Source organism: Blastococcus sp. SYSU DS0617 (genome assembly GCF_054051075.1).
Genome location: NZ_JBJHAO010000017.1, coordinates 26851 through 40612, shown reverse-complemented (window position 1 = coordinate 40612; position 13762 = coordinate 26851). Strand labels below are relative to the sequence as shown.

General features: G+C 75.6%; 16 protein-coding genes. 7 read left to right on the top strand and 9 right to left on the bottom strand.

Going from position 1 to position 13762, the window contains the following annotated elements; translation table 11 throughout:
- Positions 1 to 93 precede the first annotated feature (93 nt).
- Genes ACI793_RS16580 through ACI793_RS16560 form a run of 5 tightly spaced genes read left to right on the top strand, consistent with a single transcriptional unit; the run spans position 94 to position 5063 of the window.
- Positions 94 to 1704: an ABC transporter substrate-binding protein gene (locus tag ACI793_RS16580; RefSeq protein WP_456607474.1), complete on the top strand. Its 1611-nt coding sequence runs from the start codon at positions 94 to 96 to the stop codon at positions 1702 to 1704.
- Positions 1686 to 2789: an ABC transporter permease gene (locus ACI793_RS16575; protein WP_456607473.1), complete on the top strand. Its 1104-nt coding sequence runs from the start codon at positions 1686 to 1688 to the stop codon at positions 2787 to 2789. The genes ACI793_RS16580 and ACI793_RS16575 overlap by 19 nt, the downstream gene beginning before the upstream one ends.
- On the top strand, positions 2786 to 3637 hold the full coding sequence (locus ACI793_RS16570) for an ABC transporter permease (protein WP_456607472.1): 852 nt from the start codon (positions 2786 to 2788) through the stop codon (positions 3635 to 3637). The genes ACI793_RS16575 and ACI793_RS16570 overlap by 4 nt, the downstream gene beginning before the upstream one ends.
- Positions 3634 to 4437 (top strand): ATP-binding cassette domain-containing protein, encoded by an 804-nt coding sequence (locus ACI793_RS16565; protein ID WP_456607471.1) that lies wholly within the window; start codon positions 3634 to 3636, stop codon positions 4435 to 4437. The genes ACI793_RS16570 and ACI793_RS16565 overlap by 4 nt, the downstream gene beginning before the upstream one ends.
- Positions 4437 to 5063, top strand: a complete 627-nt coding sequence (locus tag ACI793_RS16560) for an ABC transporter ATP-binding protein (protein ID WP_456607470.1) — start codon at positions 4437 to 4439, stop codon at positions 5061 to 5063. The genes ACI793_RS16565 and ACI793_RS16560 overlap by 1 nt, the downstream gene beginning before the upstream one ends.
- Here the strand turns inward: ACI793_RS16560 and ACI793_RS16555 are convergent.
- A complete protein-coding gene (locus tag ACI793_RS16555) occupies positions 5060 to 5281 on the bottom strand; it encodes a hypothetical protein (RefSeq protein WP_456607469.1) in 222 nt (73 codons plus the stop codon). The genes ACI793_RS16560 and ACI793_RS16555 overlap by 4 nt on opposite strands.
- A 119-nt stretch (positions 5282 to 5400) precedes the next feature.
- On the opposite strand from ACI793_RS16555, the gene ACI793_RS16550 reads away from it, so the two are divergent.
- Together ACI793_RS16550 and ACI793_RS16545 are read left to right on the top strand one after the other, a co-directional pair.
- Positions 5401 to 6543 (top strand): pectin acetylesterase-family hydrolase, encoded by a 1143-nt coding sequence (locus ACI793_RS16550; protein ID WP_456607520.1) that lies wholly within the window; start codon positions 5401 to 5403, stop codon positions 6541 to 6543.
- A gap of 218 nt (positions 6544 to 6761) precedes the next feature.
- Positions 6762 to 7256, top strand: coding sequence for an FKBP-type peptidyl-prolyl cis-trans isomerase (locus ACI793_RS16545; RefSeq protein WP_456607468.1), 495 nt, complete (start codon positions 6762 to 6764; stop codon positions 7254 to 7256).
- Here the strand turns inward: ACI793_RS16545 and cobA are convergent.
- Genes cobA through ACI793_RS16505 form a run of 8 tightly spaced genes read right to left on the bottom strand, consistent with a single transcriptional unit; the run spans position 7172 to position 13751 of the window.
- Positions 7172 to 8407 carry a uroporphyrinogen-III C-methyltransferase gene (cobA, locus tag ACI793_RS16540; RefSeq protein WP_456607467.1) on the bottom strand — a complete coding sequence of 412 codons (1236 nt, stop codon included), beginning with the start codon at positions 8405 to 8407 and terminating at the stop codon, positions 7172 to 7174. The genes ACI793_RS16545 and cobA overlap by 85 nt on opposite strands.
- The gene (cobC, locus tag ACI793_RS16535) at positions 8404 to 9447 is read right to left on the bottom strand and encodes an Rv2231c family pyridoxal phosphate-dependent protein CobC (protein ID WP_456607466.1); all 1044 of its coding nucleotides are present in this window, start codon (positions 9445 to 9447) and stop codon (positions 8404 to 8406) included. The genes cobA and cobC overlap by 4 nt, the downstream gene beginning before the upstream one ends.
- Positions 9444 to 9770, bottom strand: coding sequence for a cobalamin biosynthesis protein (locus tag ACI793_RS16530; protein WP_456607465.1), 327 nt, complete (start codon positions 9768 to 9770; stop codon positions 9444 to 9446). Before ACI793_RS16530 ends, cobC begins: the two co-directional genes overlap by 4 nt.
- A gap of 29 nt (positions 9771 to 9799) precedes the next feature.
- Positions 9800 to 10645 (bottom strand): energy-coupling factor ABC transporter ATP-binding protein, encoded by an 846-nt coding sequence (locus tag ACI793_RS16525; RefSeq protein WP_456607464.1) that lies wholly within the window; start codon positions 10643 to 10645, stop codon positions 9800 to 9802.
- A complete protein-coding gene (gene cbiQ / locus ACI793_RS16520) occupies positions 10642 to 11379 on the bottom strand; it encodes a cobalt ECF transporter T component CbiQ (RefSeq protein WP_456607463.1) in 738 nt (245 codons plus the stop codon). The genes ACI793_RS16525 and cbiQ overlap by 4 nt, the downstream gene beginning before the upstream one ends.
- Positions 11376 to 11684: an energy-coupling factor ABC transporter substrate-binding protein gene (locus ACI793_RS16515; RefSeq protein ID WP_456607462.1), complete on the bottom strand. Its 309-nt coding sequence runs from the start codon at positions 11682 to 11684 to the stop codon at positions 11376 to 11378. The genes cbiQ and ACI793_RS16515 overlap by 4 nt, the downstream gene beginning before the upstream one ends.
- Entirely contained in the window at positions 11681 to 12376 is a 696-nt protein-coding gene (locus tag ACI793_RS16510) for an energy-coupling factor ABC transporter permease (RefSeq protein WP_456607461.1), read from the bottom strand. The genes ACI793_RS16515 and ACI793_RS16510 overlap by 4 nt, the downstream gene beginning before the upstream one ends.
- Positions 12363 to 13751 (bottom strand): cobyrinate a,c-diamide synthase, encoded by a 1389-nt coding sequence (locus ACI793_RS16505; RefSeq protein ID WP_456607460.1) that lies wholly within the window; start codon positions 13749 to 13751, stop codon positions 12363 to 12365. Before ACI793_RS16505 ends, ACI793_RS16510 begins: the two co-directional genes overlap by 14 nt.
- Positions 13752 to 13762 lie beyond the last annotated feature (11 nt).

The window sequence follows — 13762 nt, the reverse complement described above, 5'->3', positions numbered from 1 at the left end:
CGACCGGCCGTGACAGCCGCTGAACCCCGCGCTCGGCGAACGGGCGGGCGGCCGGGTGGGCTTGTTGCAAGCTGTTTGCAATAGAGTTCCGGCATGCGCGCAACCAGGACCTACGGCCGTCCCGTCGCGGGTGCGGTCGTGCTCGCGACCGCGCTCACCGCCTGCGCGAACTCCAGCCCCTCGACGGCCTCGCAAGAGGCGCCCACCGAGCTGGTGCTGGCCATCGGCGGGGAGTCCGAGGACGGCTACGACCCGACCCTGGGCTGGGGGCGGTACGGCTCCCCGCTGTTCCAGTCGACGCTGCTCGCCCGCGACGAGAAACTCGACGTCGTCCCGGACCTGGCCACCGACTGGTCGGTGAGCGAGGACGGCCTGGTCTGGACGGTCGACCTGCGCGCCGACGCCCGGTTCACCGACGGCGAGCCGGTGACCGCCGCCGACGTGGCCTACACCTTCACCACCGCCGGCAGCAGCGGCGGGCTGACCGACGTCACCGCGCTGCGCGAGGCCGTGGCCGTGGACGACGACACCGTCGAACTCCGGCTCCAGCGCCCGCAGAGCACCTTCGTCAACCGGCTGATCTCGCTGGGCATCGTGCCGGAGCACGCGCACGGCCCCGACTACGCCCGCAACCCCGTCGGCTCCGGGCCGTTCGAGCTGGTCCAGTGGGACGAGGGCCAGCAGCTCATCGTTCAGCGCAACGACGACTACTACGGCGAGCAGTCGGCCTTCGAGCGGATCGTCTTCCAGTTCACCGGTGAGGACGCCTCCATCGCCGCGGCGTCGGCGGGCCAGGTCGACATGGCGGCGGTGCCCGCCCAGCTGGCGCCCACCGCGGTGCCGGGGATGCGCCTGCTCGAGGTGCAGTCGGTCGACAACCGCGGCATCACCTTCCCGTACGTCCCCGACACCGGGCGCACCACCGACGACGGGGCCCCGATCGGCAACGACGTCACCTCCGACGTCGCCGTCCGGCGGGCGATCAACCTCGCGATCGACCGGCAGGCGCTCGTCGACGGCGTCCTCGAGGGCTACGGGTCGCCGGCGACCGGGCCGGTCGACGGCCTGCCCTGGTACGAGCCCGACTCCGCCATCGAGGACGCCGATCCGGCGGGGGCCGAGGAGCTGCTGGAGGAGGCCGGCTGGGTCGACTCCGACGGCGACGGCGTCCGCGAGAAGGATGGCGTCCGCGCGGAGTTCACGCTCCTCTACCCGGCGTCGGACTCGCTGCGCCAGGGGCTCGCGCTCTCGGTGGCCGACATGGTCGCTCCCATCGGCGTCGACATCAGCGCCCAGGGGGAGAGCTGGGACGTCATCGACCAGCGCCTGCACGCCGACGCGGTGCTCTTCGGCTGGGGGCAGCTCGACCCGACGGAGATGTACAACCTGTACTCCTCCAGCCAGGCCGGCGTGGAGTACTGGAATCCCGGCTTCTACGACAACCCCGAGGTCGACGCGCATCTCGACGCGGCGATGACCGCCACCGACCCGGCCGTGGCGGAGGCGGAGTGGCGGGCCGCCCAGTACGACGGCGAGGGCACCGGCTTCGGACCCTCCGGTGACGCCGCGTGGGCCTGGCTGGTCAACCTCGACCACACCTACCTCGTCGACGAGTGCCTCGACCTCGGCGCACCGCGGATCGAGCCGCACGGCCACGGCTGGCCGGTCACCGCGGGGATCACCGGGTGGCAGTGGACCTGCTGACCCGGGTGGCACGGGGGCTGGCCGGCCGGCTGGTCCGGCTGGTGCTGCTCCTGACCGCGGTGGCGACGGCGTCCTTCGCGCTGATGGTCCACTCGCCGGTGGACCCGGTCGACGCCTACGTCGGCGGGGACATCGCGGCCATCGGCCCGGAGCAGCGGGCGCAGATCGCCGAGCGGTGGGGCCTGGACGACCCGCCGCTGGAGCGGTTCGCCACCTGGCTCGGCAACGTGGCGCAGGGCGACCTGGGCCGGGCGCTGTCGTTCAACGCCCCGGTCACCGAGGTGATCGCCGAGCGCTTCCTGCCCAGCCTGGCCCTCATGGCGACCGCGTGGGTGCTGTCGGGCGTCGTCGGCTTCGCCCTCGGGGTGCTCGCCGGCGTCCGGCCGGGCCGGTTCGCCGACCGCGCGGTCTGCTGGTGGGCCTACACGCTGGCGTCGGCACCGACGTTCTGGGTCGGCCTGCTGCTGCTCTACGTCTTCTCGGTGTCGCTGGGCTGGACACCGGTCTGCTGCGCCGTCCCGGTCGGCGTCCTGGCCGACGACGTCACCCTGCTCGACCGGCTGCACCACCTGCTGCTGCCCGCGCTGACGCTGTCGGTGGTCGGCGTCGCGCCGGTGGTCCTGCACACCCGGCACGCGGTGATCGAGGCGATGGCCAGCGACCACGTCGCGTTCGCCCGGGCGCAGGGCGAGTCGACCCGGGGGGTGGTGGTGCACCACGTGCTGCGCAACGCCGCCGCGCCCGCGGTCCTGCTGCAGTTCGCCTCGTTCGGCGAGCTGTTCGGCGGCTCGGTGCTGGCCGAGCAGGTCTTCTCCTACCCGGGGCTGGGCGCGGCGACGACCACCGCCGCGCTCGGGCAGGACGTCCCGCTGCTGCTGGGCATCGCCCTGTTCACCACGGTCTTCGTCTTCGTCGGCAACCAGCTCGGCGACCTGGTGCACCGCCGGCTCGATCCCCGTGTTGCCCATGACCCGGCGCGCACCCGCCGTCCGCGCTGGGGCCGGGGCGAGCCGTGGGAGCCGCTGCTCGACCCTGACCCGATGCCGCCCGCGGTGCCCGAGCCGGCCGGCCGGGGTGCGCGGTGACCGCCACCCTGGAGCGGTCCGGCCGGCGGTTCGCCGACCGGCGGAGCCGCACGCTGGCCTACGTCGGGCTGTCGGTGCTCGTCGTCCTCGGGGTGGTCGTCGCCGGAGGGCTGGCCGCCGACGCCGCGCAGACCACCGACCTGGCCGACCGGAACCTCGGGCCCTCGGCCGCGCACTGGTTCGGCACCGACCGGCTCGGCCGCGACATGCTGGCGCGGACGCTGGCCGGCCTGCGGTTGAGCCTGGTCATCGGGGTGACCGCGGCGATGGTGTCGGCCGGCATCGCCCTGCTGCTCGCCTGCCTGGCCGCCGTGTTCGGCGGCGTCGTCGACCGCGCGGTGGGCTGGCTGGTCGACCTCTTCCTGGCCCTGCCCCACCTGGTGCTGCTGATCCTGCTGGCCTTCGCCCTGGGCGGGGGCACCGGCGCGGTGGTCGCCGCCGTCGCGCTCACCCACTGGCCGACCCTGACCCGGGTGCTGCGGGGGCGGGCGCGCGAGGTCATGTCGTCGGACTACGTCGCGATCTCCCGGCAGCAGGGGCACGGCCACGGCTGGCTCGCCCGCCGGCACCTGACCGGCCATCTCGGCGGGCACTTCCTCGTGGGCACCGTGCTGCTGTTCCCGCACGCGATCCTGCACGAGGCGGCGCTGTCCTTCCTGGGCCTGGGCGTCGACCCGGGGGAGCCCTCGATCGGCATCCTGCTGGCCGAGTCGATGCGCTACCTGACCGCCGGCGCGTGGTGGCTCGCCGTCCTCCCCGGGCTGTGCCTGCTGGTGGTGGTCAAGCTCGTCGACACGATCGGCAGCAACGCCCGCGCGCTGCTCGACCCCCGGAGCCACCACCTGTGAGCGGGGCCGTGCTCGAGGTGCGCGGGCTGGAGATCGACTTCGTCCAGTACGAGCGGGGCCTGCGGCGGCGGACGGTGCGCGCCCTGACCGGCATGGACCTCACCGCGGTCGCCGGGGAGGTCGTCGCCCTGGTCGGTGCCAGCGGCGCGGGCAAGAGCCTGCTGGCGCACGCGGCGCTCGGCCTGCTGCCGCCCAACGCCGTCGAGCGCGGGGACGTCGTCCTCGACGGCGAGCGGCTGGACGCGGCTGCCCGCCGTCGGCACGCGGGCAGGGGCATGACCCTGCTCCCGCAGGCCGCGAGCTTCCTCGATCCGCTCAGCCCGGTGGGCCGCCAGGTGCGCCGCTCGGCGCGGCTGGCCGGCTCCGACGACCCCCGGCGTGCGGCGGCCGACGCACTCGAGCGCCGTGGACTGGGCCCGGAGGTGCTGGGCCGGTACCCGCACGAGCTGTCGGGGGGCATGGCCCGGCGGGTGCTGGTCGCCATGGCCACGCTGAGCGATCCGCGCGTGCTGCTCGCCGACGAGCCGACGACGGGTCTGCCCCCCGCCGACGTCCGGCGGACGCTGGGTGAGCTGCGCACCATGGCCGACGACGGCTGCGCGATCGTGCTCATCACCCACGAGCTCCGGGCTGCGGTGGAGGTGGCCGACCGCGTCGTCATCTGCCGTGACGGGCGCACGGTCGACGTCGCCGACCCGGCCGCCTTCACCGGCGACGGCGACGCGCTCGCCCACCCGTACACCCGGGCGCTGTGGCAGGCGCTGCCGGGGAACGGGTTCCGCGTGGCGGAGGGCGTCTGATGCTGCGGGGCGAGGGGATCTGGTTCCGCTACGCGCGCGACCGCCCGTGGGTGCTCGACGGGGTGGACCTCCGGATCGCCCCGGGTGAGGTGGTCGGGCTCTGCGGACCGAGCGGGGGCGGGAAGAGCACGCTGGGCCGGGTGCTCGCCGGTCACCTGCGGCCCGACCGTGGGCTGGTCACGGTCGACGGCGCGGCACCGCGCGGCCGCCGGGCGCCGCATCCCGTGCAGCTGGTGCTGCAGCAGCCCGAGCGTGCCGTCGACCCGCGCTGGACGGTGCGGCAGGCGCTGGCCGCCACCGGAGCGCAGCCGGCCGACGTGGACGAGCGGCTCGTCCATCCGAGGTGGCTGGACCGCTATCCGCACGAGATCAGCGGCGGTGAGCTGCAGCGGGTGAACGTGGCCCGGGCGCTCCTGACCCGGCCGCGCTACCTGGTCGCCGACGAGATCAGCGCCAGCCTCGACGCCGTGACGCAGGCGCGCATCTGGACCCTGCTGCTCGAGCACTGCCGGGAGTCCGGCATCGGTGTCCTGGCCGTCTCCCACGACCGGCCGCTGCTGGAGACCGTGGCCCACCGGGTCCTGGACTGGACGGTCGTCCCGTCCGCCTCCGACCAGGACGGCTAGGAAGTGAGCTCGCCGGCGGCGATCATGCGGCTGAGCGTCTCGACCCACGCGGCCTGCACCGCGGCCGGCTGCCCGTCCACGACGGCACGGGCGCCGTCGTCGGCGGTGCCGTCCTGCGCGAGGGTCTCGAAGCTCAGGCGGAACAACAGATCGGTGATCGTCTGGGGAGGCAGTCCGGCATCCACGAGGGGCTGCAGGATCCACTGTCGCGGGTCCACGGCAGGTGTTCGCCGCGGAGCGCCTCTCCGGATGCAGTGCTGACCAGCAAAGTTCTGGTTACCGCCGGGTAGGTCGGCGGTGAACGCGAGATGTGTTGCGGACTACGCTCCCCGCCGTGATGCGCCGCCTCGTGCCCCCGCTCGCCGCCGTCCTGGCCTTCTCCGGTCTCGCCGCCTGCTCCGACGACTCGTCGCCCGCCGACACGGACACCGCCGCGGCCCCGGGCACGTCCGCGGACCGGCCGGCCGGGGAGGTCCAGGAAGTCGCGTGGGAGAAGGTGGCCACCCCCGACGAGTGCCGGTGCAGCGACGGATCGGAGTTCCACTACTGGCAGCACGAGGGAGACCCGGCCAAGGTCCTGTTCGTCCTCGAGGGCGGCGGTGCGTGCTTCAGCGCGGAGACCTGCGGCTCCGCCGACGGGACGTCGAAGCCCAACCTCGCGACCGACCTGGCCGACGAGCCCGGCTACGTCTACAGCAACGGGACGCCGACGCCGGCCACCCGGGGCCTGGTCGACGTCGGCGACCCCGCCAACCCGCTGTTCGGCTACAGCGTCGTGTTCGTGCCGTACTGCACAGGCGACCTACACCTCGGCGACAACACCCAGGACTACGGCGACGGCGTCGTCATCGAGCACAAGGGCCGGGTGAACGCCACGACCGCCCTGGAGGGCATGGCCGCGTCGTTCCCCGACGCGGAGGAGGTCGTCGTCCTGGGCTTCAGCGCCGGTTCGGCCGGTGCTCCGCTCTACGGCGGGCTGGCCCACGACCTGCTGCCGGACGCCGACATCAAGGTGATCTCGGACGGGTCGAGCGCCTATCCGGGGGACGAGCTCATCACCGGGGCCATCGGTGGCCTCTGGGGCATCTTCGGCAACCTTCCCCAGTGGCCCGAGAGCGCCGATGAGCCGCAGTCGGCGTGGTCGCTGCCCGGCCTGTTCGTGCAGGCCGGCCGGCACGTGCCCGGCATCGGCCTGGCGACGATCGACACCGCCGAGGACGAGGTGCAGCGCGACTTCACCGAGATGATCGGGTTCGGCGACACGCCCCTGCTCGAGCTCATCACGGGCAACCACGAGTACATCGAGGGCAACGGCGTCGAGCTCAGCTCCTGGGTGGGCCCGGGCGACCAGCACGTCAGCACCGCCGGGAACGACGTCCTCTACGGCAGCGAGGTCGAGGGGACGGAGCTGGTCGACTGGATCGGCGACTTCCTCGCCGGGGAGGACGTCGACGACGTCCGCTGCCCGGACTGCGCCTGATCGCTCTCTGCGCTGGGATCAGGGAACCTGATCCCAGCGCGTCCTCCCTCACGGTGGGCGGTGAGGGAGGACGCTCCATGATCAGGGTCCCTGATCATGGCGGGGTGCCGACGGGGGTCCGAGCGCTCTGGGACGATGGGCGGACGGCCCCCGTTCGGCCGCACCACGCCGGCTCGCCTCCGAGCCCGATCCGAGCACTGCTCGCCAGGAGTGAACCGATGTTCCGCCGTACCGCCTCCCGAGCGCTGCTCGCCGTCGTCCTGTCCGCTTCCCTGGCGGCCTGCGGCGGATCGGACGACAGCACCGGCGCCGCGGCGGAGATCTCGACGGACCTGTCCGAGAAGCCCGAGGTGCCCGCGTCGGACGAGCCCGCGCCCGACGAGCTCGTCATCGACGACATCGTGGAGGGTGACGGTGCCGAGGCGGTCGAGGGCTCGACCGCCGCGGTCAAGTACGTGGGCGCCTTCTACGAGTCCGGCGAGGAGTTCGACTCCTCCTGGAGCGGCGGGCCGGACGAGACGATCGAGGTCCCCCTCGGCGCAGGCCTGGTCGTCCCCGGCTTCGAGCAGGGCATCGAGGGCATGCAGGTCGGGGGCCGCCGCATGATCACCATCCCGAGCGACCTCGGCTACGGGCCGGAGGGGCGGGCGCCGCTCATCCCCGGCGGCGCCACCCTCGTCTTCGTCATGGACCTGGTCGAGGTCACCCCCTGACGCGGGGCGGCTGAGCCGGCGCCGTCGGCCAGTCCGACGACGGCGCCGACGACCCACACCGCGGGCGGTCGCACGGAGTGCTCGACGAGCGTGGTCCCGAGGTCGGCCAGCGTCGTCCGGAGGGTGCGCTCGCGGCCCGTCGTGCCCTCGACCACCACGGCGACCGGGGTGTCCGGGGCGCGGCCGGCGGCGACGAGTGCCGCGGCGATGTCGGGTGCGGTCTCCACGCCCATGAGCACGACGACCGTGCCCCGGAGCCGTCCGATCGCCGACCAGTCGACCAGCGACTCCGGGTGTCCCGGGGGCAGATGCCCCGAGACGACGACGAACTCGTGCGTGAGCCCGCGGTGGGTCACCGGGATGCCGGCGATGCCCGGGACGCCGACCGCGCTGGTGACGCCGGGCACCACGTCGACCGGGACGCCGGCGGCCGTGCAGGCCAGCACCTCCTCCATGCCGCGGCCGAAGACGAACGGGTCCCCGCCCTTGAGTCGCACCACCCGTCTGCCGGCCAGGGCGCGGGAGACCAGCACGGCGTTGATCTCCTCCTGCGGCATGGCCCTGCCCCGGGGCAGCTTCGACGCGTCCACGATCTCGACGTCGGGCCGCAGCCCTGCCAGCAGCGAGCGGGGGCCCAGGTTGTCGACGACGACGACGTCGGCGTCCGACAGCGCCTGCCGGCCCCGGACGGTGATCAGCCCCGGATCGCCCGGACCGCCGCCCACGAGCACGACCCGCCCGGCCTCGCCGGCCGGCGTCCCCTCCTCGACGTCCGCCGGCACGGGACAGGCGGAGGACTCCTCCGGGGCGCCGGTGCGGGTGCAGAAGATGCGGTGGCGGTCGGCCTCGGCCGCCACGGACCCGTCCACCGCCGGGTCCCCGGTCGCGGCGACGGCGTACCAGGCGGCATCCAGGTCGCCGGGCGCGTAGGGCCGGGGCAGCCACGCCAGCGTGCCGGACCCGGCGAGCGACTCCAGCGCGGGCACGACGGCGGGGCTGACGACGGTCACCTCCGCGCCGGCGTCCAGCAGGCCGACCGCGGCCCGGTACGCGGTAGAGCCGCCCCCGACGACGACCACCCGCCGGCCGCGCAGGTGCAGGCCCACCGGGTACAGGGGCGCGGACGGGTGGGGGAGCGGCGGGGTGCTCACGGCACCTCCTCGGGGGTCGGAGCGGTGCGGAGGACGTCGGCGAGAGCGGCGGCGAAGGGGTGCGAGACCTCCGGGCGGCGCACCGCGACCCGCAGGTGGTCGCCGGTCAGCCCGGGGAAGGTGTCCCCGCGGCGCACCGCCCAGCCGCGGCGCCGGAGCTCCTCGCGCACCCGGAGCCCGTCGGGGACGCGCAGCAGCACGAACGAGGAACGGGGACTGCCCTCGACCACGACCGACGGCGGCAGGCCGGCCAGCAGCGTCGCGCGCCAGGTCGCCAGGTCGTGCGCGGCGGCCTCGGCCTCGGCGCGGGCAGCCGGCGTGCTGCAGGCGGCCAGGGCGGCGAGCGCGGGGGTGGAGACCGGCCACTGCGGCTGCTGCTCGGCCAGGCGCGCGATCAGGGGCGCGGGGCCCAGCGCGTAGCCGACGCGAAGCCCGGCGAGCCCCCAGGTCTTGGTCAGGCTGCGCACCACCAGCAACCCGGGCATATCGCGCCGGCCGGCCAGGGACTCCGGCTCGCCCGGCACCGTGTCGGCGAACGCCTCGTCGACGACCAGCACCCGGCCCGGCCGCGCCAGGGCGGCGACGGTGTCGGCGGGGTGCAGCACCGACGTCGGGTTCGTCGGGTTGCCGAGCACCACTAGGTCGGCGTCCTCCGGCACGGCGGCCGGGTCCAGCCGCCAGCCGTCGTCCCCGCACAGCTGCACCCGGGTGACCGGGTGCCCGGCTGCCCGCAGCGCCACCTCCGGCTCGGTGAACGAGGGGTGGACGACCGCGGCGAGCCGGGGGCGCAGCGCCCGGGCGAGGAGGACGAAGACCTCGGCCGCACCGGCGGCGAGCAGCACTTCGTCCTCGGGTCGGCCGTGCGCGGTGGCGACCGCGGCGCGGGCGGGAGCCGGGTCCGGGTAGGACGCGGCGGCGTCGAGCGACGCGTGCAGGACGGCGCGCAGCCAGGGCGGCGGTGTGTCGGCGCGGACGTTGACGGCGAGGTCGACCAGCCCGTCCGCGAGCTCGGCGTCGCCGTGGTGGGAGAGGTCGGTCACGGGGCCGGCTCCCCGGAGGCCACCGCGACGGTCACCCGGCCGCAGACCGTCCTCGGCACCACGAGGGAGCCGCCGTGCAGCAGGGCCGCGGCCTCGGCCACCGACCCGGTCCCGACGGCGGCCGTCACGCGGGCCGACGCCGTCGGGGTCCGGACCCGGGCGAGCGCCGTCGCCGGGTGGCCGACCAGCGACCAGCCGCGTGCGGTGGCCGCCTCCCGCAGGCCCGGCTCCTGCGCGCGCGCCTCGAGCGTGGCCACCCGCACGGCGCCCGCTCCCGTGGGCAGCACGGCGTCGACCGCGGCGAGCACCTCCTCGGCGCTCACGCCGGACCTCGCCCCGATGCCGACCGTCATCACGTCGGCACTCCGGGGCGGTCGGGGAGCACGGCGAGCAGCCCGGCGGCATCGCGGGGGAGCGGGCCCTCGGGCAGCAGGCCGAGGGCGCGGAGCCGGGTGCCGACGGTCAGCGCCCACGGTCGGTCGAGCCGGGCGCGGGCGAGCAGGTCGTCGTCGCCCAGCAGGTCCTCGGGGGAGCCCTGGACCACCCGGCGGTCGACCACCACCGCCACCTCGTCGGCCCAGCGCAGCGCCAGGTCGACGTCGTGGGTGCTCATCACCACCGTGGCGTCGTGTTCCTGCAGCCGGTGCAACGCGGCCAGCGTCTCCGCGACGGCCGACGGGTCCAGGCCGGCGGTCGGCTCGTCGAGCAGCAGCACGCACGGGCGCATGGCCACCGCTCCGGCGATCGCCACCCGCTTCCGCTCCCCGTAGGAGAGCTGGTGGGTCGGCCGGGCGGCCAGGCCGTGGACGGCCAGGAGCTGCAGCGCCTCGGCCACCCGGGCGCGCACCTCGTCCTCGGGCAGGCCGAGGTTGAGCGGCCCGAAGGAGACGTCCTGGGCCACCGACGCGCTGAACAGCTGGTCGTCGGGGTCCTGCAGCACCAGCTGCACCTCCTGGCGGTGCGCCCGCAGCGCCCGGCGGCCGTAGGTGAGACGGGTGCCGTCGACCGTCACCTCCCCGGCCGCGGGCATCAGGGCGCCCGAGAGGCAGCGCAGCAGCGTGGTCTTGCCCGAGCCGTTGGCGCCGAGCACCGCCAGCCGGCGGCCGGCCGGCACGGTGAGCGACGCGCCGTCGAGCACGGGGCGGCCGCGCTCGTAGCCGGCGACCAGGCCGGCGGCGACCAGGGTCCGGTGGCTCATGCCAGCAGCACCGAGGTGGTGACGATGGCGGCCAGCCCGGTGGCGCTCGCCGCCAGGAAGAGCCGGGACGAGGGCAGCACCTCGGGCAGCACCCGCAGCGAGCCCTCCATGCCTCGACCGGTCAGCCCCTCCTGCATCCGGCGGGCGCGGTCCCAGGAGCGGGTGAGCACCGCGGCGGCGAGCAGCCCCGAGGAGCGGTAGGAGCGGCGCAGCGACGAGTGGCCCATCCGCGCTGCCTGCGCCTCGCGGATGGTGCGGAGGCTGTCGAGCAGCACGAACAGCATCCGGTACGTGACCGAGGCGACCTCCACGACGGCGGCGGGCACCCGGGCCCGCCGGAGCGCGGGCAGCAGGTCCGACATCGGCGTCGTGGTGGCGAGCAGCAGCACGGCGGCGCTGCCGGCCAGCGCGTGCCCGACCAGGGACCCCGCACGGGCCGCGGCGTCCGGCGCCCAGCCGGGCCCGCCGCTGCCGACCTCGACCACGGCGGTGACCGCACCGACCGCGACGAACGCCAGCGGCCAGCGCACCGCCCGGCCGAAGGTGCGGGCGGGCACCCGGGCCGGCCCGAGGGCGAGCGCGACGGCGACGACGGCGACCAGCGCGCTGCCGGGCCACGCCGGCAGCACGAGGGCGGTGAGGACCAGGCCGCCGCAGAGCAGCACCTTGTCGCCGGGCGCGCGCCGGCGCCAGGCGCTGGCCCACGCCGCGTCGTCGACGGCCAGGCCGGTCACTGCTCGCCGGCTCCCGCGGCGGCCGCCGGGGTCGCCGTCCGGCGGCCGCGCAGCCGGCCGAGCACGTAGCCGAGCACGCCGGCGCCGAGTGCGGCCTGCAGGGCGAACAGTCCGGACTCGACCTCGCCGGCCGGGCTGAACAGCGAGTCGAACCACGGCGTGTAGCCGTCGGCCTCGAGCTCCTCGGTGACGGCGGCGTCCGTGCCGCCGAACTCCGACGTCCCGCCGTCGAGCAGCAACGGCACGGCGAACAGCGCCACCACGGCGAGGACGAGCAGGACGGTGACGAGCAGGCGGCGGTTCACGCGGCACCTCCGGAGGTCGCCAGGACGGGGGCAGGCTTCAGCACGCCGAGCCGCTCGAGCTCGGGCCGGGCGTTGACGGTGAGCACGCGGAACAGCAGCACGCCGAGCAGGCCCTCGCCGATGGCCAGCGGGATCTGGGTGACGGCGAAGACGCCGAGGAACTTGAGCAGGGCGCCGACGAGCCCGCTCTCGGCATCGGGGAAGGCCAGCGCCAGCTGGACCGACGTCGTGACGTAGGTGGCCAGGTCGGCGAGCGCGACGCCGACGAAGACGGCCGGCAGCAGGCCGCCCCCGGCGGCACGGGTCAGCCGGTAGGCGGCGTAGCCGGCCCACGGCCCGACGACGGCGAAGGCGAAGGCGTTGGCGCCCAGCGTGGTGAGCCCGCCGTGGGCGAGCAGGAGTGCCTGGAACAGCAGGACGACGGTGCCGAGCAGCGCCATCACCGGTGGCCGGAACAGGATCGCGCCGGGGCCGGTGCCGGTCGGATGGCTGGAGCTGCCGGTGACGCTCGGCAGCTTGATGGCGCTGAGCACGAAGGTGAACGCCCCGGCCGCGCCCAGCAGCAGCGTCGACTCCGGGTTCTCCCGCACCTCCTTCACCACGGCACGCGCGCCGTGCACCACGAACGGGGCGGCGGCGACCGTCCAGCCGACCGCGTGCCCGGCGGGGAGGAAACCTTCAGCGATGTGCACGGACGTTCTCCGATCGGGCGGTGGCGCACGAGGTGACGAAGCGGGCGGCCAGCTGCGGGCTGCCGGCCCAGTGGAGGTGCAGGTAGGAGGCGTGCACGCTGCCGGAGACGAAGCCCTCGGGGCCGGTCTCCGACCACTCCCACGCGCCGGCGGGACCGGCCGGTGGGTCGGCGTGCGTGCGGTGGAACTCGTGGCCGCGCACGCGGGTGCCGGCCGGCGCGAGCACCGAGTCGGTGACGGCGACCGCGGCCCGGTAGCCCAGCGTGAGCCGGGGCGACATCGCCGTCGCCACGTCCAGGACGCCGCACATCGGCAGGCCCTCCAGCTCGCGGGCCAGGTAGAGCAGCCCGGCGCACTCGGCGGCCACGGGTGCGCCGCCGGCGGCGAGCGCCGCGACGTCGGCGCGCAGCGACGCGTTGGCCGACAGCTCCGCGGCGTGCACCTCGGGGAAGCCGCCGCCGACGACCAGCCCGGCGGTGCCCGGCGGCAGCGTCTCGTCGCGCAGCGGGTCGACGACGACGACCTCGGCGCCGGCGGCCTCGAGCAGCTCGGTGTTCTCCGCGTACCCGAAGGTGAAGGCGGGGCCGCCCGCGACGGCGATCCGGGGGCGGCCCGGAGCGGGGGCGACCTCCGCGGCCGGGTCCCAGGGCGCGGCGTCCAGCGGGGGAGCGGACCGAGCGAGAGCCAGCACCGCGTCCAGGTCCACGGCCGCGGCCACGACCTCGCCGAGCCCGCGGACCGTCGCCAGCGCCGCGTCGGACCGCTCGGCCGCCGGGATCAGCCCGAGGTGCCGGGAGGGCGTGTGCAGCTGCTCCATCCGGCGGACCGCCCCGAGCACCGGCACCCCGGCGGTGGCCAGGGCCTCGCGGAGGATCGCCTCGTGCCGGTCGCTGCCGACCCGGTTGAGGACGACGCCGCCGAGCCGGACGCCGGGGTCGAAGGTGGCGAACCCGTGCACGAGCGCCGCCACCGACCGCGCCTGCGAGGACCCGTCCACGACGAGCACGACGGGGGCCTCCAGCAACCGCGCGACGTGCGCGGTGGACGCGAAGCCCGGCTCGACCGAGGGGTGGCTGGCGCCGTCGAACAGCCCCATCACGCCCTCGACGACGGCGAGGTCGGCCGGGCGCGGGTGCAGCGCTCCGCGCAGGAACAGCGGGGCGATCCGCTCCTCGCCGACCATCCAGGGGTCCAGGTTGCGGCCCGGGCGGCCGGCGGCCAGGCCGGCGTAGCCGGGGTCGATGTAGTCCGGGCCGACCTTGTGCGGGGAGACGGCGAGGCCACGGGCGGTGAGGGCGGCGATGAGCCCGGTGGCCACCGACGTCTTGCCGGCGTTCGACGACGGCGCGGCGACCACCAGCCGCGGAACGGTCACCACTCGATGCC

Bases quoted from the DNA above. Each gene is read 5' to 3' on its own strand.
- ACI793_RS16580 (WP_456607474.1), top strand. From the start codon at position 94: ATGCGCGCAACCAGGACCTACGGCCGTCCCGTCGCGGGTGCGGTCGTG.
- ACI793_RS16560 (WP_456607470.1), top strand. From the start codon at position 4,437: ATGCTGCGGGGCGAGGGGATCTGGTTCCGCTACGCGCGCGACCGCCCG.
- ACI793_RS16550 (WP_456607520.1), top strand. From the start codon at position 5,401: ATGCGCCGCCTCGTGCCCCCGCTCGCCGCCGTCCTGGCCTTCTCCGGT.
- ACI793_RS16545 (WP_456607468.1), top strand. From the start codon at position 6,762: ATGTTCCGCCGTACCGCCTCCCGAGCGCTGCTCGCCGTCGTCCTGTCC.
- ACI793_RS16525 (WP_456607464.1), bottom strand. From the start codon at position 10,645: ATGAGCCACCGGACCCTGGTCGCCGCCGGCCTGGTCGCCGGCTACGAG.